The organism is Pedobacter sp. 05L430 (genome assembly GCF_056397585.1).
Map to the genome: position 1 here is coordinate 1 of NZ_JBFTNT010000066.1, position 18338 is coordinate 18338.

General features: G+C 38.3%; 33 protein-coding genes. 28 read left to right on the forward strand and 5 right to left on the reverse strand.

Features of this window, described 5'->3' with window-relative positions; translation table 11 throughout:
- Window positions 1-163 precede the first annotated feature (163 nt).
- The 10 genes from AC1DG9_RS11835 to AC1DG9_RS11880 all read left to right on the forward strand — a co-directional run bounded on the left by AC1DG9_RS11835 (window position 164) and on the right by AC1DG9_RS11880 (window position 8237).
- Complete coding sequence (locus AC1DG9_RS11835; protein ID WP_477611928.1) at window positions 164-949, forward strand: DUF4373 domain-containing protein; 786 nt, start codon at window positions 164-166, stop codon at window positions 947-949.
- Window positions 946-2004, forward strand: coding sequence for a P-loop NTPase family protein (locus AC1DG9_RS11840; RefSeq protein WP_477611929.1), 1059 nt, complete (start codon window positions 946-948; stop codon window positions 2002-2004). The genes AC1DG9_RS11835 and AC1DG9_RS11840 overlap by 4 nt, the downstream gene beginning before the upstream one ends.
- A gap of 2 nt (window positions 2005-2006) precedes the next feature.
- The gene (locus tag AC1DG9_RS11845) at window positions 2007-2363 is read left to right on the forward strand and encodes a hypothetical protein (protein ID WP_477611930.1); all 357 of its coding nucleotides are present in this window, start codon (window positions 2007-2009) and stop codon (window positions 2361-2363) included.
- 3 nt (window positions 2364-2366) lie between these two features.
- Window positions 2367-3014 carry a hypothetical protein gene (locus AC1DG9_RS11850; protein WP_477634674.1) on the forward strand — a complete coding sequence of 216 codons (648 nt, stop codon included), beginning with the start codon at window positions 2367-2369 and terminating at the stop codon, window positions 3012-3014.
- Between the two features lie 339 nt (window positions 3015-3353).
- Window positions 3354-3821 (forward strand): hypothetical protein, encoded by a 468-nt coding sequence (locus tag AC1DG9_RS11855; protein WP_477611933.1) that lies wholly within the window; start codon window positions 3354-3356, stop codon window positions 3819-3821.
- The gene (locus AC1DG9_RS11860; RefSeq protein WP_477611934.1) at window positions 3821-4570 is read left to right on the forward strand and encodes a terminase small subunit; all 750 of its coding nucleotides are present in this window, start codon (window positions 3821-3823) and stop codon (window positions 4568-4570) included. The genes AC1DG9_RS11855 and AC1DG9_RS11860 overlap by 1 nt, the downstream gene beginning before the upstream one ends.
- On the forward strand, window positions 4548-6023 hold the full coding sequence (locus AC1DG9_RS11865; RefSeq protein WP_477611935.1) for a PBSX family phage terminase large subunit: 1476 nt from the start codon (window positions 4548-4550) through the stop codon (window positions 6021-6023). Before AC1DG9_RS11860 ends, AC1DG9_RS11865 begins: the two co-directional genes overlap by 23 nt.
- A 108-nt stretch (window positions 6024-6131) precedes the next feature.
- Window positions 6132-6350, forward strand: a complete 219-nt coding sequence (locus AC1DG9_RS11870) for a hypothetical protein (protein ID WP_477622213.1) — start codon at window positions 6132-6134, stop codon at window positions 6348-6350.
- Window positions 6351-6440: 90 nt separating this feature from the next.
- A complete protein-coding gene (locus tag AC1DG9_RS11875; protein WP_477622214.1) occupies window positions 6441-7871 on the forward strand; it encodes a phage portal protein in 1431 nt (476 codons plus the stop codon).
- Window positions 7872-7925: 54 nt separating this feature from the next.
- On the forward strand, window positions 7926-8237 hold the full coding sequence (locus tag AC1DG9_RS11880; RefSeq protein WP_477634675.1) for a hypothetical protein: 312 nt from the start codon (window positions 7926-7928) through the stop codon (window positions 8235-8237).
- Window positions 8238-8375: 138 nt separating this feature from the next.
- On the opposite strand, the gene AC1DG9_RS11885 is transcribed toward AC1DG9_RS11880, so the two are convergent.
- The gene (locus AC1DG9_RS11885; protein ID WP_477611939.1) at window positions 8376-8621 is read right to left on the reverse strand and encodes a hypothetical protein; all 246 of its coding nucleotides are present in this window, start codon (window positions 8619-8621) and stop codon (window positions 8376-8378) included.
- Between the two features lie 296 nt (window positions 8622-8917).
- Here AC1DG9_RS11885 and AC1DG9_RS11890 point away from each other — a divergent pair, with 296 nt between their 5' ends.
- The 16 genes from AC1DG9_RS11890 (at window position 8918) to AC1DG9_RS11965 (ending at window position 14949) form a co-directional block, all read left to right on the forward strand.
- Window positions 8918-9055, forward strand: coding sequence for a hypothetical protein (locus tag AC1DG9_RS11890; RefSeq protein ID WP_477611940.1), 138 nt, complete (start codon window positions 8918-8920; stop codon window positions 9053-9055).
- Between the two features lie 50 nt (window positions 9056-9105).
- The gene (locus AC1DG9_RS11895; RefSeq protein WP_477611941.1) at window positions 9106-9612 is read left to right on the forward strand and encodes a DUF1643 domain-containing protein; all 507 of its coding nucleotides are present in this window, start codon (window positions 9106-9108) and stop codon (window positions 9610-9612) included.
- Between the two features lie 31 nt (window positions 9613-9643).
- Window positions 9644-9868, forward strand: coding sequence for a hypothetical protein (locus AC1DG9_RS11900; protein ID WP_477611942.1), 225 nt, complete (start codon window positions 9644-9646; stop codon window positions 9866-9868).
- 102 nt (window positions 9869-9970) lie between these two features.
- On the forward strand, window positions 9971-10810 hold the full coding sequence (locus tag AC1DG9_RS11905; RefSeq protein ID WP_477611943.1) for a hypothetical protein: 840 nt from the start codon (window positions 9971-9973) through the stop codon (window positions 10808-10810).
- A gap of 243 nt (window positions 10811-11053) precedes the next feature.
- A complete protein-coding gene (locus AC1DG9_RS11910) occupies window positions 11054-11299 on the forward strand; it encodes a hypothetical protein (RefSeq protein WP_477611944.1) in 246 nt (81 codons plus the stop codon).
- A gap of 7 nt (window positions 11300-11306) precedes the next feature.
- Entirely contained in the window at window positions 11307-11507 is a 201-nt protein-coding gene (locus AC1DG9_RS11915) for a hypothetical protein (protein ID WP_477611945.1), read from the forward strand.
- A gap of 2 nt (window positions 11508-11509) precedes the next feature.
- A complete protein-coding gene (locus AC1DG9_RS11920) occupies window positions 11510-12019 on the forward strand; it encodes a hypothetical protein (protein ID WP_477611946.1) in 510 nt (169 codons plus the stop codon).
- 4 nt (window positions 12020-12023) lie between these two features.
- Complete coding sequence (locus AC1DG9_RS11925; protein ID WP_477611947.1) at window positions 12024-12224, forward strand: hypothetical protein; 201 nt, start codon at window positions 12024-12026, stop codon at window positions 12222-12224.
- The gene (locus tag AC1DG9_RS11930; protein WP_477611948.1) at window positions 12221-12358 is read left to right on the forward strand and encodes a hypothetical protein; all 138 of its coding nucleotides are present in this window, start codon (window positions 12221-12223) and stop codon (window positions 12356-12358) included. The genes AC1DG9_RS11925 and AC1DG9_RS11930 overlap by 4 nt, the downstream gene beginning before the upstream one ends.
- Before the next feature lie 92 nt (window positions 12359-12450).
- Window positions 12451-12663: a hypothetical protein gene (locus AC1DG9_RS11935; RefSeq protein ID WP_477611949.1), complete on the forward strand. Its 213-nt coding sequence runs from the start codon at window positions 12451-12453 to the stop codon at window positions 12661-12663.
- A 3-nt stretch (window positions 12664-12666) separates the two neighbouring features.
- Window positions 12667-12924, forward strand: a complete 258-nt coding sequence (locus tag AC1DG9_RS11940) for a hypothetical protein (protein WP_477611950.1) — start codon at window positions 12667-12669, stop codon at window positions 12922-12924.
- A 1-nt stretch (window position 12925) separates the two neighbouring features.
- Window positions 12926-13330, forward strand: a complete 405-nt coding sequence (locus tag AC1DG9_RS11945) for a hypothetical protein (protein WP_477611951.1) — start codon at window positions 12926-12928, stop codon at window positions 13328-13330.
- Entirely contained in the window at window positions 13331-13636 is a 306-nt protein-coding gene (locus AC1DG9_RS11950) for a DUF551 domain-containing protein (RefSeq protein ID WP_477611952.1), read from the forward strand.
- Window positions 13636-13956, forward strand: a complete 321-nt coding sequence (locus tag AC1DG9_RS11955) for a hypothetical protein (RefSeq protein WP_477611953.1) — start codon at window positions 13636-13638, stop codon at window positions 13954-13956. The genes AC1DG9_RS11950 and AC1DG9_RS11955 overlap by 1 nt, the downstream gene beginning before the upstream one ends.
- A gap of 358 nt (window positions 13957-14314) precedes the next feature.
- A complete protein-coding gene (locus AC1DG9_RS11960; RefSeq protein ID WP_477611954.1) occupies window positions 14315-14707 on the forward strand; it encodes a hypothetical protein in 393 nt (130 codons plus the stop codon).
- A gap of 17 nt (window positions 14708-14724) precedes the next feature.
- Complete coding sequence (locus tag AC1DG9_RS11965) at window positions 14725-14949, forward strand: DUF6965 family protein (protein WP_477611955.1); 225 nt, start codon at window positions 14725-14727, stop codon at window positions 14947-14949.
- On the opposite strand, the gene AC1DG9_RS11970 is transcribed toward AC1DG9_RS11965, so the two are convergent.
- Genes AC1DG9_RS11970 through AC1DG9_RS11985 form a run of 4 tightly spaced genes read right to left on the reverse strand, consistent with a single transcriptional unit; the run spans window position 14942 to window position 17065 of the window.
- The gene (locus AC1DG9_RS11970) at window positions 14942-15823 is read right to left on the reverse strand and encodes a DUF72 domain-containing protein (RefSeq protein WP_477621743.1); all 882 of its coding nucleotides are present in this window, start codon (window positions 15821-15823) and stop codon (window positions 14942-14944) included. The two genes, AC1DG9_RS11965 and AC1DG9_RS11970, sit on opposite strands and share 8 nt — an antisense overlap.
- 2 nt (window positions 15824-15825) lie before the next feature.
- The gene (locus AC1DG9_RS11975) at window positions 15826-16038 is read right to left on the reverse strand and encodes a hypothetical protein (protein ID WP_477611957.1); all 213 of its coding nucleotides are present in this window, start codon (window positions 16036-16038) and stop codon (window positions 15826-15828) included.
- A gap of 2 nt (window positions 16039-16040) precedes the next feature.
- Window positions 16041-16754, reverse strand: a complete 714-nt coding sequence (locus AC1DG9_RS11980; protein WP_477611958.1) for an SOS response-associated peptidase — start codon at window positions 16752-16754, stop codon at window positions 16041-16043.
- Window positions 16755-16780: 26 nt separating this feature from the next.
- Window positions 16781-17065, reverse strand: a complete 285-nt coding sequence (locus AC1DG9_RS11985; protein WP_477634676.1) for a hypothetical protein — start codon at window positions 17063-17065, stop codon at window positions 16781-16783.
- A 226-nt stretch (window positions 17066-17291) separates the two neighbouring features.
- Here AC1DG9_RS11985 and AC1DG9_RS11990 point away from each other — a divergent pair, with 226 nt between their 5' ends.
- Window positions 17292-17960, forward strand: coding sequence for a hypothetical protein (locus AC1DG9_RS11990; RefSeq protein WP_477611960.1), 669 nt, complete (start codon window positions 17292-17294; stop codon window positions 17958-17960).
- A 10-nt stretch (window positions 17961-17970) separates the two neighbouring features.
- Window positions 17971-18338, forward strand: a 368-nt coding sequence (locus AC1DG9_RS11995; protein ID WP_477634677.1) for a hypothetical protein, incomplete at its 3' end; no start/stop codon positions are given.

The window sequence follows — 18338 nt, forward strand, 5'->3', positions numbered from 1 at the left end:
GCTGAATTGTCAGCATACAATACTTCAGAAAACAAAAGTGTAATTAAAATTCAGTCCATTGATGGTCCAGAATATTTTGAATTCGAAAGCAAGGAGGAAATAGAAAATTTAATCAAGGTTCTCAGAGAATTAAAACAAACCTTCACCAAATAAAAATACCATTATGGCACAACCTGAAAAAAATAATGTGGATTATTTTCCCTTTTTATGCAAAGAGGGTAAAGCCATAAATTACATAGAAAATCGTTACGGAAACGATGGATACTCTACTTGGATTAAATTATTGAGGGAGATTGCTGTAACTGATTTTCACTATCTTAACCTATCAGATGAAATCCAATTTATGTTTTTATCTTCTAAGTGTAGGGTCGACGAAAATATGCTTGATAATATTATAAGCGACCTCTGTAAACTTGGTGAATTTGATAAAGAGTTATGGCAAGATTATAAAATTGTTTGGTCAGAAAAGTTTATTTATTTCATCCAGGAAGCTTACAAAAGGAGAACTAACAAGTGCTTGGATAAAACTTTATTATGTAAACATTTAAACATTACATGTAATCATTTACAAAGTAATAGTAAGTATTTACTAAGTAAAAGTGATAAACCGAGAACAGTTACCCCTAAAGAAAATAAAACAAAAGAAAATAAAACAAAAGAAGTAGAGAAAAAGAGTTTCGCTCCACCAATAATTGATGAAGTTTTTCAATTTTTTGTGTCAAAATCTTTGGAAACGTTATGGACTGAATCTGAATGCAATGATCAATCTTTACGATTCATAAATTTTTATGAATCTAAAAATTGGATGGTTGGCAAAAACAAGATGACTAAGTGGAAAAATGCTGCATCTGGATGGATTTCAAGAGATAAGGAGGTTAGACAAGGCATAAAACCTTTTGTAAATAAAGGAGCAATAGACCAAAGCAAAAATGTAAACCTATTCAAATGAAACTAACCATAAACGACTACAGGGACTCGGTAATGCACCACTACGAGACCGGAATACAGCGAGGCATAAACACCGGATTTAGAAACTTGGATGAATTATTAAGTTTCAAGCTCGGATACTCAACTTTCTATTTGGGATTTGCAGGTGCTGGTAAGACAGAGTTTCATATGGAAATGATGTTCAACCAAACACAGAGCTTTGGATGGAAGCATGGTTTCTTGTCTGGCGAAATTGGAAACATGGAGGACGTGATTGCGGAGCTTATTAGTAAATTCCTAAAGAAGCCATTTTTTAAATCAAACCCTAATGCTCCTACAGAGAAAGAAGTTCACGGAGCCATGAATTGGTTGAGTGAATATTTCTTCCCAATAAATGCCGATGACACTGATCATGACATTGAAAGCTTCTATAAATATTGGAAATCACTGGAGAAGCAATTAGGCATAAAACTAAATACAACTTCACTGGATCCGTTTAACGATTTAGAAGAGGATCTTGTAAAATATGGGGGCAGAGAGGATAAATATCTTGCTTGGGCATTGAAACGTGTAAGGCAAGAAGCTAAGAATAATAATTGGCACAATAACATCGTAACTCATGCAAAGGACCTGCCACCAATTGTTTTAAAAGATGTTACTGGACAGGAAGTATACTGTACTGCGGTACCGACACTAAACAGTTTTGCCGGAGGTGCAGTATGGGGGCGTAGGGCATTTAATGTTGTTGGGGTTTGGAGACCAGAACATAACCGGGTTAATGGAAAGGTTGATTTAACATTAAATCCATCATCAGGATTGCCATTTGCAGAAAACGAAGCTATTATCAAAATACTAAAGGCAAAACCAAAAGGCACGGCTAAGAAGGGATCAGTGTCAGTATACTTTGATTGGAAAAAAAACAGGTACTATGAGAAAGTTAATGGTAAGGATTCTTATGCTTTTGAACATGAAATTGTTCCTGAACCTATTTCAACAGCAATGACGCCAAGTGCCCAATTTGAAATAAACCAAGACATAGTAAATAATTTATATGAAAAAGATGATACCCCTTTTTAACCATGGAAAGCAAAGAATATTATAAAGCAATAGCTGAAGCCAGGGAATTTACCATTGACACTATTTTAAAGCCCTCGATGGAGATACTTTCTGCTAGAGGTGTGGTGTTGTCAATGATTGGTGAACTTACTTCCTACGGCATTAAAAATGGTCAAAATGAAAAGTACTTCGAAAGCATGAAACGTTTATTGCTTCTTGATGAATTTCTGGATAGCTGCAATAAAGTGAATGATCATAACTACCAGTTAAGATGGCTATTGAATAATTCAATCCACCAACGGAATAAGCAACAGGTCGAAATAGAAACACTAAAAAAACAATTGGAATCCATAAATAAAGCATTTAACGCAGGAGAATAGATTATGAGTATTGTAAAAATAAAAGACATCAGGGATCAGGTAGATTACCTAAGAGAAAACGGTACAAGGAACCAAAACGTTTTCCAATCCGAAATGGAGCAAGCACACTATAACCAACTTGATATGAAAAAGAAAACCAAAAAAATATCAGCGCTGCAAGTTTTATCTGAAATGGATAAGTTGACCAGGGAGCATAAGTCCCCATCAATACCTACAAAATATGTGATTGGAACTAAACACACTGATCGTACTGCAAACGGTTTGACTAAAGCTATAATTCAGTTTATCAACTTATCCGGAGGAGCTGCCGAAAGGATCAATAATTTAGGACGTATGGTTKACCGGACCAAAGTTGTAACCAACAGCATTGGCCAGCACATGCGTATTGGTTCAGTAGAATGGCAGAAAGGGACTGGAACAAAAGGAACTGCCGATATTTCTGCAACGGTAGCCAGCCTATCGGTAAAAATTGAAGTTAAAATCGGTAGGGATAAGCAATCAAATGATCAGAAGAAGTATGAGGAACATATAACCGAAGCAGGAGGGGTATACATCATCGCAACTGAGTTCGCAGCTTTTGTCCGATGGTATGTTTCTAAGTTTGGAAGGTCTGAGGTGTTTAACAAAGCATTGGAAAGGCTTGTGGCATGAATCCTGTACTCAATTCGAGAGGAGAATACTTGTGTTCATCTTTTACTGGATCTACCGGTACATGGGAGCTAATAGGGTCGGAGAGTACACTTGACAGTGAGTATAGCAGAATTCCTGTGCCATKGCCAATGACGAGCATCGGAACAACGTTGGACACGTTCATCAACAGAGCAACAGGAAAATACAAAACAATGGAGAGGAGAGAAGTTTATCAAGCTCAGAATGATAAAAAAATTTGGTGCTAATTATGCATTAACTAATATTTGGAATAATGGAATATTGTAACTACTTTTGTTTTAAACACCCACTAAGTGGGGTTAATAATCAATAGGAGGTAGCATGTTATCAAAAGCTGAGATATTAGGGCGCGTAATTTCGCAAACCAATCCTGAAATGGCACAGGAGATTATTAGCCAGTTCAAAAGGACTTTGGTTAATCCAAAGTATGTTGAGAAAATCTATGAATCAGTACTTGATGCATTCACAGAGGAGGATTTTGAAACTCGGAAATTAATATTTATCAGTTGTGTATATCAACTTTATCAACCGCTATCATACCTAAGACGTAAAGAAGATGCAAAAGCTTCCGGTAAATTACCAGCAGGAGTTCGTGATGAGATGCAAAGAGTTTTAGGTGTTAATAATCCTGAGACCATCAACGCATTAAAAGTCTATACTGAAAGTCCTATGCTTCCAAATAGCAATGGAGTCATTCGTCCATTCAAGTTGAAAGTTATGAGTGTTGTGGATAGGTTTAAGGTTTTTAGTATTCACCCTGAGGATACACAATTTAATTTATTTGCGTGATGGAGCCACCTGTAACCATTCTAGTTCCTGAGGTTAAGTTAACAGCGAAAGAAGTTAAGTTCTGCCATGAATACATTAAAGATTTTAACGCTTCAAGGTCGGCAAGAGATTCTGGTTACTCAAAGAACACCTGTGCTGAGATAGGATACGAGAACCTCAGAAAACCTCATATCAAAAAATATATCGATAATTTACTGGAAGAAGCAGGAGCAAGTGAGGGAGAAATTAAAAAACGCTTCACAAACATTGCCAGAACTGATATGAAGGACTATTTGGTTAAAAAGAAAGTTCCTTACACTCCTCAGGTAATAATGCCTTTAAAAGAGGTTATTAAGCGTAGAAATGATTGGGTGATCCGTGAGGAGATCTTTTGTGATAGAATGGGATACACTGGAGAAGAGTTCGATAAATTCCAAGCTGAACTAAATATTACCAGGTCACAAATTGTTAGACTTGAGATTGAACTTGAACAGAATCCAAATGCATATCGAGTTGTTGATGGTGAAACCGAGATGGTAGAAGTCGCTGAACTAGATTTGGTTAAAGTTGTTGATGATAAAGAGTGTGGAATTATTAAGTCAATTAAACATACCAGAGATGGTATTTCGATTGAGCCTTACAGTGCAGATGCTGCTTTAACTACCCTTGCTAAGTTTAAAGGCATGCTTGTTGAAAAATCTGAGCTTGACCTTAAGGGAGAACTGAATACAACAGTGAAAATAGGATATGGTGGAAACAAGGCAGATTAAATTTGATTTTAATCCTGACATATTCAACAATCTATACTGGCATCTTCGCGATGCCTTTTTAAACCCCTTAATTCGTTTCATTTGGTGTTATGGTGGCTCATCTGCCAGTAAGACTTACAGCGTCGTGCAGCTCATTATTATTTCCATGATGGAGAATGAAGATGAGAACACAATGGTATTGCGTAAGTATGCGGTTGACATTAAAGACTCTATCTATTCAGATTTTACAGGGATCATTAAAGGTTGGGGCCTTGAAGATTATTTTGTCATCCAGCAGAATTATATCATGTGTAAGCTTACCGGCTCATACGTTAGATTCAGAGGCCTAGATGATAGCGAGAAGATTAAAGGGCTTGCAAACTTTAAACGGGTAGTCTTGGAAGAGATCAGCCAGTTTGATGAGAACGACTTGAAACAGATCCGTAAGCGTTTGCGCGGTAAGGCTAATCAGCAGATCATTGGCATATTCAACCCGGTTAGCGAAGAGCATTGGATTAAAACTAAGGTGTTTGATTTGGAGGAATTGACAGAAGTTGAATCAAACATTGCCGGGATGTGGGTTAATGAGAAAGGCAACCTGGTTGTATTCAAAACAAATTATCTAGATAACATTTTTATTGTCGGGAAGTGGTCTGTAAATGCCGCAGGTCAGCTAGTTCAATCAGGCGGTTTTGTTGATCAGCATACCATAGATGACTTTGAAAAGGACAAAGTAACCGATTTTGAATATTACCGAATTTATGGACTTGGTGATTGGGGTAAGATCAGGACCGGTGGTGAGTTCTGGAAGAAATTCAAGTACGCTGATCATGTGAATAATATTAAATGGGATAGGTCTTTGCCTATTTGGATGTCATGGGATGAGAACGTAAATCCATACCTGACATGTACTTTGTGGCAGATAAAAGGAAAACACCTGCAACAGATCGATGAGATATGTTTGGAGGATCCACGCAATAGAGTCAAGGATTTATGCCAGGAGTTTGCTAAACGTTATCCATTAGGAGAGGTTGCCGGTTTATTCGTAGGAGGAGATAGGACTTCCATTAAAGAAGATGTAAAGCTTGAGAAGGGTGAGAACTTCTTCACTAAGATATTGGAATATTTGAAAGAATACAGGCCGATATTGAAGATTCAAAGTAAGAATCCATCGGTTGTTCAGTCTGGCGGCTTCATCAATGAGATATATGAGGGCAATGGTAAGTCTGGTATAACCATTGGCATTCACGAGAGCTGCAAGAAATCAATTTTTGACTACCAGTATGCATTGGAAGATAGTGACGGAACGATTAAAAAGACCAAAAAGAAAAATAAGGTAACTGGAGTTACTTATGAAGAGTTTGGGCATTGTAGCGATACTAAAAGGTACATCGCAACCACTGCATTTGATAGTGAATACTTGATGTATTGTGGTGGTAGGAAAGGACTCGGGATTAAAGCTTTGAGCTTTTAGTTATGATAACCTTGCTTTTTGTGTGGAAAACTTGCATAATTAATTATATGTAACATTCCAGTTACAATCCGTATCTTTAGGTATGTTTCATATTTAAAATAAAATATCATGCAAGAAAATTTACAAGAAAACGAGTATCTATTTTCGATTGATCGTGCAGTCGAAAAAATGATCCAAATTGAGTCAATGGTTGAGATGTCTCTAAAAAACCAAAGTAGAATAATAGCTAAACTTGAGGGTTTAGATTATGAAGAAGTTAAAACTAAGGTTTTTGAAGATCAAAAGGCGATTGAGAACAAGATTTTCGATTACTTAAGAAAAGCGTAACTAATATTAAACTACGCACGTAAGCCTACCTACTAAATACCCTGCAATCTGTGGGGTATTTTTGTGTGTGCCCACAAGGGTAGTACACGAATGGAACAACTGGAACTCGATGAACTTATTAAAGATCCTAAAAAACTTGTAGACAAGGTTAAAGCCTTAGCTCCTGAGATTTCGGATGCAGCATTAAACTTCGAACCAGAAAACCATAAAGTTACCAAAACTGACAACAGGCCAATGCGCCCTGTTGAAGTTCCGACTGGTCTTGATGACGCACAAGGCAATCCATTATACCGTACTGAATACCGAGACATTCACCGTATCCCTTCTGCTACTGAAAAAGTTATTGTGGATTGGAGTGTAAATCTATCACTTGGTGGAGGAGTTACTATTGATTGTAATCCACAAACCGATGTAGAGAAGAAGATGCTTGCGATGATTGAGCGCACGTATGATGATAACAAAATGGATTATCAACGTATGGAGATTGAGCGTTTGCGTTTGATCTATCTTCAAGTGTTGGTAGTCTGGTATGCTGTTGATGCAGAAGAAGGATTCTGGGGTGATCTTGCTGCTCCTGGTAGTAAGCAGATCAAATGGCGTTGTGCGATATTCAGCGCTGAAGATGGTAATACCATTGTTCCAATCCGTAACCAGTATAAAGACATGATCGCTTGCGCCCGAATCTACACCGTTAAGGTTGATGATAAGGATGTGGAGAAAATGGATCTGTTGCTATCTGGAAAAGTAATAACTTATGTTCAGGGGGCGCAAGGATGGATTGAAGAGGTTAGTTTTGATACTAAGGTTGATAAAGCATTGTACATCCTTCACGAAGCAAAGCGTAGGATCTATCAGGATGTGGAGCCTAAGTTGGAGCGAAGAGAGGAAATCGACTCAGATACGGCAGACGAAAATAAAATGTCAGCATTCCCTATTCTTGTTGGTACTGGCACTATCGTAGCTGCTAAAGGTGGTGAGAATGCCAATACTCGTAAAACATTCCAGTTAGAAGGTCAAGGGGCAGACCTTAAGTATGTAGAGACTAAAGGAGGTCAGGAAGCTGCCAATAAAGAACGTGAGAATATCTTGCGTGACATTTACATGGAAACCAATACCCCATCCGTATCTTTTGATAGCGCCTCCTTTACTGGAAATATGCCAGGGGTAAGCATTGAGCTGATGTTCTTACCATCTACCAACCAGGCTAAAGCTAATCAGAAAGGGCCAATCGGTATGGCTGAGCAGCGTCAACTAAATCTACTTAAGGCTTGTTTAGCAACCAGCAATACGACCGTTAAGGACGCTGTTGCATTACCAATGAAACCTGCGTTTAAAATTGACTTACCACGAAATAAAACTGAAGAGATTACCAATGTAGTTTCAATGTATGGAGCAGGATTGATGTCACGTGAAACCGCGATACGTAAGCTTGATTTTGTAGAGAACATTGCAGAGGAGATTGATAAAATCGTTGCCGATATAAAAGCAGCAGCCCCTGCAATAGTTCCGCCAGTCGCATAAACCAACCCCCTCATCAAGGGTTAAACATAGCCGCAAGGCGTAAATACAATCAAAATGAAAAGAAACAGACTATCAATGTTGGGCGCAGGTTTTGCTTTGGCTCTTGCCGGGTTAATGGGATCTGCCCAAGCAACCGCGCCATTAACACAGGGCACCACTCAGAATGAATTGAAAGGTACGCCTGCAACAGGTAAGGAAGCCCAAGAACGCAAAGTCCATTCGGTAGGAKGGTTAGATCTAATTCAACGCGGTGAGTATGGCATGTCGCCAATGCAATATGGAATGATGTATGGTCATGGGAATAAGAAAGGTCATACTAATTTGAACAGGTGTTCTCACAATGCTAAGTTGAAACGTAGAGCGTAATGCTAATCATCCACGTAACCACATTTCTTAGCTGTATGCTCTTATTCACACTAAGGGCATACAGCGAACAGTATGGGTTGATTGGGACCATATCACCTATTTTGTTCTACATCGTCTTTGCTGTTGTTTGGGGGTTTATCACTTACCCATCTTAAATACCCATTTGTATTTGTTGCCATTTTTTTCCATCTCATATATTCTACCAGTTTCGCGATTCATCATTACTGGATTGTATGTATTATCTCGATCATCATTATCGAATATTCTCATAGGAATTATTTCAAAACTTGAATGGTGGCTATTTACTTTGTTAAGTTGGAATCCTACATAGCACAGTGAAATAAGTATACCACCTAAAAGGATATTAGTAATGTTTGCTTTCATGCCGTTTAATTTAGATCGAATGAAGGTCGTAAAAATAAATTCAAGTTTTATGAATTATGCATTAACTAATATTGGGAATATTCATTTATTGTTTTTACCTTAGTGTTATCAAAAGGAGAAAAGGCTATAAGCCTTTCTTTTTTGGTTAAGAATATGCATTAGCTAATAATTGGAATAACTCAATTTCAAGTCCTGTGAGTGGGTGATCCACGAAGGGCAGGCAAAGCATAAAAAACAGAGAGCAGAGGCAGGACATATAGGGGCCTGCAGGAAGTAGCAAATATAAGCTACTAGACATGTTTAAGAGCCCCGATGAGAACGTAGTCGGGGCTAATGGTAAAGCCCTTGTGAAGGATTGGCTTCGGGATGATGACCTGGTGTACAATGAAGCAAGGCAGATATTGCCCAATAGGGGTTGGTTTAGGTTGATTTAGCGTAGGTGTGGTGCCTACGCTTATTTTATTGACACTTTAAAATTTATTATATGGAATTATTTGATCTTTTCGGGAACAAATCGCAGTCTGTCTCTTCTGGAGCGATAATTTCAGAATGCAAAAAATACAGGTATCGATTATGGCGTATTTGGGATCAAACGAAACCAGCAGTGCTTTTCATAATGCATAACCCGTCAAAAGCCGATGAAGTTAATTCAGATCCAACAATGACCAGATGTGTGAACTTCGCTAAATCATGGGGGTTCGGTGGTATTTGGATTGGTAATCTTTCTCCTTACCGCGCAACAAATCCTGATGACTTGAAATGTTTAGCGCCTGATGAGTTGCAGCCTAAGGAAAATCAGAATCATGTAAAAGAGATGATGAGTATTTGTTCAATGCATATTCTGGCATATGGCAATCCATCTAGAGCCATGTTAAAGCCAGACCTTACAAAGTATGATTGGCATTATCTGAAACTTACAAAGCAAGGTAATCCGTATCACCCATTATATCTGAAAAGCACACTTAAACCTTTAAAATTCACAACAAATTAAACATTAATAGACACTTAAAAAACAAAATTATATGAAGTTTGGAATGAGAAACATGTTAGGGTTGGGCTTTATTGCTGCCCTTGCAGGATTAGCAGGTAAAAGTAAAGAGCAATCAGCTGTTGAGGCATCTGCTCCATTTGGAACAGCGAGGATTGCTTTTGGTAGTCCAGTTTGGTTTGGCAAATCTCAAAAGCAACGTAGGACGAACCGGTTGAAGTTCTCTAAGAATGCTAAGTTAAAACGTGGGAGGGGGTAACATGACCATCTTCCGCACAATCACACTAACAATCATCGTCGCTCTGGTCATCTACGCAATGGTAGCAGGCGATTTTAAAGGATTTAATAATACTTATTTAGGATGAAAAAACACGAACTACTCGAAAAAGCAATGCGGGATTATCCTGCTGGGACTGTTGCACGGTTTGGAGGCAAAGCGCCTGACCACACAAGCAATGGAAAGTTTCAAATAACCGACCTAAATCATAACGGAGATATTCAGGTTATGTCGGACAATGGTAGCGATTGTTTCTATGCTGATGGCGAATGGGCTATACCCGTAAAAGACTCCATCCTATCCGAAAAGTGCGCAATACAGGTTAACAATGAACGTGAGTTTAAGTTGTTGATGGAGCATAGAGCCTACCACGGTTGGGATGTGTTCAATATACAAGATGGAGATGCTAAAGCTCCTAATCCTATTATTGTTAGGCATACTAAAAAACCGGTATTTCTTGAGGAAGGATGTGATAAGGGTTTCGGAACTGAAGGCTATAAAATCATCCCCTTCCAAGACTTCGCAGCAGAGGCTGGGATTGAAGTACCTGTGTTTGCAATGACCAGTGAGGATAATGTGCCGCTTTATGTTGGGGATAAATACAGCCATGCATATTATTCTGATGTATCTGCCAAATGGATGCTTGGTATCAGTAATAGCGTATTTAGTAATGACAGCAAAGCAGTGTCAACTCCAGATCAAGTTAAAGCCTTCTCCACCAAAGAAGCAGCCGAGAAATGGATTGAGCAGACGAATATACCTCAACAAATTCGCATTGAGGGCGATGGTGGTTATGCTATCGTAACCAAAGATAAATTAACACTTCATTCTACTGGTAAATACGGGCCTCGACAAGGTGTATTTATTGATAAGGAAGATTTAGTTAAAGTGTTTGAAGCCTATCAATCATTGACTTCATGCTAACCATCCTATTCACCATCCTGATAGGTGTTGGGATGGATTTATACACCAGGTACTTGAATAAAAACAAATCGAAATGAAAATCAAACCAACAATCGGGTACGTCCTGATAATACTTATTGCAGTGGGATGCTTATGGGTTGTATGCCAATCACCTTGGTGGTTACTAGCGGCTTCAGTAGCGTTTGGTATACTTGGCGTAGGACTACTATCATTATTTGCCTGGCTATTTAAAAAAGAGGAATCATGAAGGAGCCATGCTGCAACCCTAAAGTTAGGGAGGAATTAATGAAGTCAGACCCGACTTTAACACATGTTTACTTTGATCTATCAAACATTGGTAGACTTGACGGTAAAGGATCAACTAAAACTGGACAGAAAATAGAAGTTGGTTATAATCACACCATGAAGTCTGGTGAAGTGCGCGAAAAGACAAGAAATACATTTATTACTCACAATTATTGCCCTTTCTGTGGCAAGAAATATAAATAAGATTCATATGAACAACACAATCATTTTAGAAAGAGAGAATAAAAATCTAAGAGAACACCTGCAAGACGCAGTAATGTTAGCTGGTAGGTATAAGAAAGAAATGGGGCTTACCGATCAGGAGGAACTTGAAAGGTTGAGCGCTAAAGCTAACGGAACCAGGTTTAATCCAAAGGACTTTGACGTTGCAGACCGCAACGGTGAACAATAGCTATGAGCGGAGTAATAACTTTCAGCAGGGTATTCCCCGCGTATCATCCAAGAAAAGGACAGGCAACATATTTCGTGGAGAAGCTATGTAAAGGTTTTCCAGAATATTCAGCGAATGACTTTACGGCATTAAAGAGCCGACCGACATTAGGAATATTTGATCTTATGGTACTTGCAATTGATAAATGGGCTGATTTTGCCCCCAAATCCCATACAATCCGCTCAGGTATCAGATGGAAAGTTGGTGATAAGTTTAGCCCTAGGGTTTGGTCAGGTAAGCCATACACTTCGAAGATGATTACAATCGCTCCTGATATCGAGATTAAGAAGATCTGGGAGTTTGAGATAAAAGGCAATTCATTTTACATAGATGGATATCCAATTTCGCCTGATAAACTGGAGTATGTTGCTGAAAATGATGGTTTATCGAGGCACGATCTGCAAGATTGGTTTCAATATCCTAAGCCGTTTAAAGGACAAATAATCTGTTGGAACGAATCAATTAATTATTAAGGACATGACAGACCTAGCATTAGAACAATTCAAAGACACCCTCCAGGCAAAGCAAGATAACGCAGACTTAGGACTGATTGAGATTAAGCTTAACAAGCACGATCTGGTTACTATTGATACGGTGAATCGTACAATAACCACATCTGGAGTATTGTCTTTCAAAGAGTTCGATTGTATTACTGAAGTATACAGGGGGCTGAGATGAGGCGCGTACTAACTGGCCTGATCGTTTTGTGGGCCACTCTTTCAGTCATTGCATTGGTTTTAGTCGGAATTGCACGGAAACCTGAGGGCAGAGATTACAGCGGTTATGGTGCTTATCAGGGGAGGAGGTTTTAACCATGCTCTTCAAAACAGTTTTCGCAATTATAGCAACAGCACTGGTGTGTTTAGCGATATGGATTTTTAATTAACATACTAAATATAACGTAATGAAAATAGAAGATGTAAAAAAGCAAATGAAGGAGTATAAAGATTTCTTTGGAGGTAATTTGATAGATGTAGACGAAATAGACGCTTGCACTAACAAAGGTGAATTAAGGCGCCTTATTGACCGACATTCAGAGCATATAGAAATGCAGTGTAGTGATGCGTTAGGTCATTTAGACAGGTTAACAGAACGATTATTTATTATAAAACATTAATCCATGAACAACCAAAACACAATTAAGCCGGGGATGACAGAGAAAGTATGCGGAACTTACTTCAACAGGGATCGTAACGATTTCTATGATGAGACAGGGTGCTTATTACCACAAGGTCATAACGGGCCGCATAGGTGTAAAGAAAAGCATGGAAGAATAGTAGAATGGGAATACGATTTCGATTGTGGTTGTGATGACTGTAAAACAGATGATTTTTCGGACATGTGTATAGTTTATGAATTTTTAAAAGGAGGAAAATAAAATGGAAGAATCAAAGGTAAAGATAGCAGAGGAATACGTTTCATCGCTTAAGCGCTCCGATATGTTTCCCGTTAGAGAAGCCATCGCAACGGCATTTTCAGACGGGATGGATAATCAATATTTATCTCAACCAGGATTTAATGACCTACAACAGTATTGTCATGAATTGGAGGCTAGAAATAAGGAGTTGGAAGAGGCTTTGGAGATAAGAGATAAAAATATCAAAACTCTTAGTGAATGGTTTAAGAAAGAACGATCTGAAAACAACATATTCAGAAAATGCTTAGAAAGGATAGTAACTATTTCTCCATTTAATAGGTCAAAGTCTATTACGATAAGATGGAACGGTGAAGAGATACTAAGGCAGGTTAAAGAAATAGCAGAACAAGCACTAACTAAGAAGTAGATGAAAACACAACAGATAAAAAAAGCGGCCAATGCTGCTAATGCATATAAATTATTATGTAATAATACCAAAGCAGAGCCATTTAATGAAGGGTTTGTTGAAGGGGTAAAATGGGCTTTTAAATGGATAAACGTGAATGATGGTAAGCCAGAAAAACTTACTTTGGTTGTATTGATTAATAAGGATAAAAACAAAATGGAAGTAGGTTATTATATTGAAAGCATTGATAGGTTCTTCAAAAATAACGAACGTGCTGGTAATTTCTTTAATGCAACTCATTGGACGCCCTTACCAGAATTGCCTTAATGAAAACAACAACCATAGAAGTCCCATTGTACTATCAATCACTTCAAATTGTAGTTGCACCAAATCTGCAATTAGCCTTGAATGAAATGGATATAAAGGAAGATGCAGAGGATTTTGAATCATTTTTAATACCAGGTCGGCACAAAATATTATTACTGATTAAACCAACTGCTCCATCGAGTGTTATCGCTCACGAATCAGTCCATATCGTAAACCAAATATTTAAAAGCGCCCATATCCAGTTGGACATTGACAACGATGAGCCACAAGCTTATTTAATGGGATGGGTAGTAGAACAAATAACTAAAACAATAAAATAATGTGTAACTGTAAAAACATAATACCCCAAACGAAGGAATGCTATGATCAGATGATCTTAGTGGATATACCTGAGCATATGTCTGCTTATAAACAGGCTAGGTTAAATAAAGGGCTGTCTGGCACTATTAGCATTGATCCGTGTATTTTTGAAGAGATTAAGTACTTATGGAGTTTAGGTATATCGACCGGTGGCAGTTGCTGTGGTCATAACACCCACGAGCCGTTTGTTAACGTCCTGTATGAAAAGGATATTGACCAAATGTTAGCGTTAGGTTATATTCAAGAGCATTGGGATACTGAAAGAAAAGATACGTTTAGATGTGAGTCGGTTTGATTAAAATAACTAAATTAGCACTTATGAAAGCCACCGAACTAAGAATTGGTAATTACATAGACGCAAATTTTGCTTCAATTGAAAAACCTGTAGCAGCTTTTGAAAATAGCAGGGTACAAGAGGTCAATGAATCCAGTGTAAAAATTCAGGACAAGGTGATTATTCATGAATACATTGCACCAATACTAGTAACTGAAGAATGGCTGGTAGCACTTGGTTTAGAGCGTAAAGATGAAGAATATTTCTACGTAAAAAACGGTGATCGTCAGATTTTAATTGATGTTGACGGCTTTGATGTTTGGTTTGATTACAAAGAAGAAGGTTACCATTGTGCTATTAAATACGATTTAAAATACGTTCACAGATTACAGAACTTTTATTTTGAATTGAACGATACGGAGCTTGAATTGAAATAGTTTCCTACCTTCGCGGCATGAGTAAGGGATATGTTACAGCAGAAGATTACGAAGCAGCATTTCATGGGATAGAATTACCACAAGGGCGAATTGAATTGAGGCCAGGTGCAACGGTGCCAGATGTGGCTTTATTCCTGGATAAACAAATAACAATCCTTCGTATGGGTACGCACGAACGAGTTAAGGAGCCGGTAAGATGGCGGTTAGATCGATTGTTGGAGATTATTGACGAGGCTAAATAAATTTCAGGGTAGGTATGGTTGATCCCATATGCTTATTGAATTGCTTAATCACATAGTCCGCAAGTATTGGGGTGTTTTTTTCGTCATGTTGATGGACAATAAAATAAACAGCTTTTAGTCCTTTGCTACCCCATTCCTTTAAACGCTGAACCCACGCATCAATGCGATCAAAATCAGATTGTTGGTGATTAGAGCCATTTCCAACAAAACGTATATAAATTTCAGGTACGGTTAATTCCATATGGAGTACGTCCCTACGTCCTGAAGCATCGGTTATAGCCCAACCAATATGATTATCAATAAACAATTCTAACACTTCTTTACGATCAGAAAAGAATTCTTCATGCCTTAACTCTATAAAGTATTTGTGTTCTTTTGGTAATAATCCAATGAACGTTTCAAGGTCATTAAAACTTTTTGGAGGAAAATTGTCGCCAACCTGTATCAGTATAGGCCCAAGGTATTCTTTAAGTTCTCCTACTGCTCCCATGAACATGCCCAATGGTGTTTCGACATCCTTTAATCGCTTTATATGGGTAATAGTTCTACTCATCTTAGGGAAGAATAAGAAGCCAGGGCGTTTAACCATCTCATACCATTTTCTTATTAAACTAGGATTGGGAATTGAATAAAAAACCGCATTAAGTTCGATGCATTCGAAATGCTTGGCGTATTCTTCTAAGAAATCCGCTTCTTTGGTTTTTGGTGGATAAATCATTCCTATCCACTCCTGACGTCCCCACTTTGAGCAACCTACATAGCACTTTGTATTTGTAGGCACCCCCGGCACGGTTTGTTCAACAGACACACCATCGTTTGGCAATGTAAAATCAATGTACTGTATATCTCTATCTGCTACTTTTCCAAAATCCATAATTACATTTCATGTTCATCAATTAGTTCACCTACCTGTTGCGCATAATCAACGGCCATTAAGTCCAATGTGCGCCACCTCAATGCGTCTGACTCATCATAATTAGGAGCAATTGTTCCAAGTAAGGCATCACCGTTAAATATAGTAAATGATCCATCCGGTTGTGGCATGACTGTTAACACCTCGCCTACTAAGTTTATTTCAAATGGTTCCATAGTTAATCAAATAAAGTAGGGTTGATCACTGGCTCTAATATTTCAGGGATATTACTTTCAACCCTTTCGTTTAGGATTTTTGAAACTGGGTAAGCTGCCATATTCCGATCATCGCATGGTTTCATAAGATCTTTAATCTGTGATTTTGTTAATTCTGGGTCTAACCACATTTCAATTTGATTATTATCGATCATCAAAGGCATTCGTTTAGCTGTATTATGTATGCCAGCCATTAACTCGTTTGCTGGACCAGTTATTATTGTAAATGCATCAATATAACCGCCACTTAAGGAATCTATCCATTTATTATGCACACCGAGAAGATTAAAGAATTGATGTTCTTTTGGGTGGATGTAATGGGGCACTTTTTCCTTACCAACATGTTTAGACTCGAAGAAGCCACTCACCGGTACAATGCATCTTCCAGTATAAATTGAATCTTTATAATTGTACCAAACACCTTCGGCTCTCGCATTCAGCCTCGCATTTTTAGGTTTTGTCGCTTGGTCCAGGCTTTCAATATCCTCCGGGATATATCCCCATCGAATTAATTCTAACTTCTTTCCACTAGGATCATTCACTAATACGGGCAGTTTAGGTAAGGTAAAACCATTTGCATGATAGTATTCCTGTATATTTGTTGCCTCCGGAAAGGGTGCGTCAAATGCTTTAATCAGATCATGAGCCTTTGCCTTAAATGAAACGTGGTAACACATGGTTTTAAGTTTAGGGATTAAACATACTAAATATCGTGATTGTTTTCAAACCAGCCAGCATCTTGTAATCTATCTAAAATGGCATCGCTATCGTCCGTAACATAACGCTCCTGGTGAACAGTCTTTTCGGTCGGTACAAGCCAATTAACTCTCCATTTGCCCAATGCATAGTTAATACTACCCAATACCCAATATCGGTTAGGAGAGGGTTCAAAGTAAATATGAATCCCGTTAAGACTACCGCTGACTTGGTTAATCACTATTTCCCGTTMCTCATCACCATAAGCAGCTTTAAACTTAATAAATTTCATTCTTTAAATTTTTGGACTGTAAAATTACTAAAATATTTAGCATTAGTCAAGTGTTGCGTCGTTGTATATGCATTAATGAATAATTGGCATACACTTACTAGCTACGTGTAGTAAGCTAGGTTACTTTAGTGGGAGCTGCTATAGGGCTAAATTTGGGTATTCGCAAGGTGTAGTACGAGTAATTAACGGATGCAACTTAGCAACAAACCCAAAAAACAAATTTATTATGTCACTTAAAATTAAGATTGCAGCACGACTGAAAGCAAAAGCAGCAGGAGTGAACCTATCAAAAGAAAGAATCGATGCAATTGTATTACGTGCTGAAAAGGGATTAACGGACGAATCGGACGACACCCTAATTGATGCAAATCTGGATGCGATTAATGACCTGACTCCTTTTAAGGATATCGCGGCATTAGATGATCACGAAAGGGCAAAAGCAAAGAAAATTGCTGATGATAAAGAAGCATTGAGATTGAAAGCTATTGAGGAAGGGAAAACTCCTGAGCCAGAACCAGATCCAAATGAAAGCTCAACTGATAAGCTGTTAAAAGTTCTGTTAGCAAAGATCGACAAACAGGAACAGGCAATTTCAGCAATGGGGACTGAAAAAGTGACAAATACCCGTAGGGAACAATACGCTAAAGCATTGGAGGGTACTTCTGATGTGTACAAAAAAGACGCTCTTGCTGACTTTGATCTTCTAAACTTCAAGGATGAAGATCACTTCACCGGTTGGTTAACTAGCAAGTCTGAAAGCGCTAAAGCATTTGTACAAGAAGATGCCAACGATGGATTAGGTGTATTTAAACCTGTAGGCGGTGCTGGCGGTGCTGGCAGCAAAAAAGAAGCCTCAGCTGCTGAGGTAGAAGCAGCAGTAGATTCAATACTTTAATTAACAACAAATGTCAACAGCAATTGGAAATTTAGCTAACGCTGCAACATCACTGAATACAGGAAACGATTCAATTGTGATTGTTGAATATATCAGCGGTAAAGTTGGCGGTGCTACTTTGGATGTTACTGGTTGGGCCTCGGATGTAATTCCAAGAGGACACGTAATCATCCAAGAAACCGCGACAGGTAACCTTAAGCCGTGGCCGGTATCCGGTGCAGCTTATGATGCATTACCTGCAAATCATACCATTTCGCCTTATGTAATGGACAATACAGTTTTAACCACAAGACCGTTCGCGGGATTGATGGATAGAGGTACTGTAAATCCAAATGCTCAGGCTTATACTATCAGTTCAGTTCTGGCAGCGATTAAGAC

Excerpts from the sequence above, each read along its gene's own strand:
- AC1DG9_RS11835 (WP_477611928.1), top strand. The coding sequence starts at position 164 with ATGGCACAACCTGAAAAAAATAATGTGGATTATTTTCCCTTTTTATGC.
- AC1DG9_RS11840 (WP_477611929.1), top strand. The coding sequence starts at position 946 with ATGAAACTAACCATAAACGACTACAGGGACTCGGTAATGCACCACTAC.
- AC1DG9_RS11845 (WP_477611930.1), top strand. The coding sequence starts at position 2,007 with ATGGAAAGCAAAGAATATTATAAAGCAATAGCTGAAGCCAGGGAATTT.
- AC1DG9_RS11855 (WP_477611933.1), top strand. The coding sequence starts at position 3,354 with ATGTTATCAAAAGCTGAGATATTAGGGCGCGTAATTTCGCAAACCAAT.
- AC1DG9_RS11860 (WP_477611934.1), top strand. The coding sequence starts at position 3,821 with ATGGAGCCACCTGTAACCATTCTAGTTCCTGAGGTTAAGTTAACAGCG.
- AC1DG9_RS11865 (WP_477611935.1), top strand. The coding sequence starts at position 4,548 with ATGGTGGAAACAAGGCAGATTAAATTTGATTTTAATCCTGACATATTC.
- AC1DG9_RS11870 (WP_477622213.1), top strand. The coding sequence starts at position 6,132 with ATGCAAGAAAATTTACAAGAAAACGAGTATCTATTTTCGATTGATCGT.
- AC1DG9_RS11875 (WP_477622214.1), top strand. The coding sequence starts at position 6,441 with ATGGAACAACTGGAACTCGATGAACTTATTAAAGATCCTAAAAAACTT.
- AC1DG9_RS11885 (WP_477611939.1), bottom strand. The coding sequence starts at position 8,621 with ATGAAAGCAAACATTACTAATATCCTTTTAGGTGGTATACTTATTTCA.
- AC1DG9_RS11890 (WP_477611940.1), top strand. The coding sequence starts at position 8,918 with ATGTTTAAGAGCCCCGATGAGAACGTAGTCGGGGCTAATGGTAAAGCC.
- AC1DG9_RS11895 (WP_477611941.1), top strand. The coding sequence starts at position 9,106 with ATGGAATTATTTGATCTTTTCGGGAACAAATCGCAGTCTGTCTCTTCT.
- AC1DG9_RS11900 (WP_477611942.1), top strand. The coding sequence starts at position 9,644 with ATGAAGTTTGGAATGAGAAACATGTTAGGGTTGGGCTTTATTGCTGCC.
- AC1DG9_RS11905 (WP_477611943.1), top strand. The coding sequence starts at position 9,971 with ATGAAAAAACACGAACTACTCGAAAAAGCAATGCGGGATTATCCTGCT.
- AC1DG9_RS11910 (WP_477611944.1), top strand. The coding sequence starts at position 11,054 with ATGAAGGAGCCATGCTGCAACCCTAAAGTTAGGGAGGAATTAATGAAG.
- AC1DG9_RS11915 (WP_477611945.1), top strand. The coding sequence starts at position 11,307 with ATGAACAACACAATCATTTTAGAAAGAGAGAATAAAAATCTAAGAGAA.
- AC1DG9_RS11920 (WP_477611946.1), top strand. The coding sequence starts at position 11,510 with ATGAGCGGAGTAATAACTTTCAGCAGGGTATTCCCCGCGTATCATCCA.
- AC1DG9_RS11925 (WP_477611947.1), top strand. The coding sequence starts at position 12,024 with ATGACAGACCTAGCATTAGAACAATTCAAAGACACCCTCCAGGCAAAG.
- AC1DG9_RS11930 (WP_477611948.1), top strand. The coding sequence starts at position 12,221 with ATGAGGCGCGTACTAACTGGCCTGATCGTTTTGTGGGCCACTCTTTCA.
- AC1DG9_RS11935 (WP_477611949.1), top strand. The coding sequence starts at position 12,451 with ATGAAAATAGAAGATGTAAAAAAGCAAATGAAGGAGTATAAAGATTTC.
- AC1DG9_RS11940 (WP_477611950.1), top strand. The coding sequence starts at position 12,667 with ATGAACAACCAAAACACAATTAAGCCGGGGATGACAGAGAAAGTATGC.
- AC1DG9_RS11945 (WP_477611951.1), top strand. The coding sequence starts at position 12,926 with ATGGAAGAATCAAAGGTAAAGATAGCAGAGGAATACGTTTCATCGCTT.
- AC1DG9_RS11950 (WP_477611952.1), top strand. The coding sequence starts at position 13,331 with ATGAAAACACAACAGATAAAAAAAGCGGCCAATGCTGCTAATGCATAT.
- AC1DG9_RS11955 (WP_477611953.1), top strand. The coding sequence starts at position 13,636 with ATGAAAACAACAACCATAGAAGTCCCATTGTACTATCAATCACTTCAA.
- AC1DG9_RS11960 (WP_477611954.1), top strand. The coding sequence starts at position 14,315 with ATGAAAGCCACCGAACTAAGAATTGGTAATTACATAGACGCAAATTTT.
- AC1DG9_RS11965 (WP_477611955.1), top strand. The coding sequence starts at position 14,725 with ATGAGTAAGGGATATGTTACAGCAGAAGATTACGAAGCAGCATTTCAT.
- AC1DG9_RS11970 (WP_477621743.1), bottom strand. The coding sequence starts at position 15,823 with ATGGATTTTGGAAAAGTAGCAGATAGAGATATACAGTACATTGATTTT.
- AC1DG9_RS11975 (WP_477611957.1), bottom strand. The coding sequence starts at position 16,038 with ATGGAACCATTTGAAATAAACTTAGTAGGCGAGGTGTTAACAGTCATG.
- AC1DG9_RS11980 (WP_477611958.1), bottom strand. The coding sequence starts at position 16,754 with ATGTGTTACCACGTTTCATTTAAGGCAAAGGCTCATGATCTGATTAAA.
- AC1DG9_RS11990 (WP_477611960.1), top strand. The coding sequence starts at position 17,292 with ATGTCACTTAAAATTAAGATTGCAGCACGACTGAAAGCAAAAGCAGCA.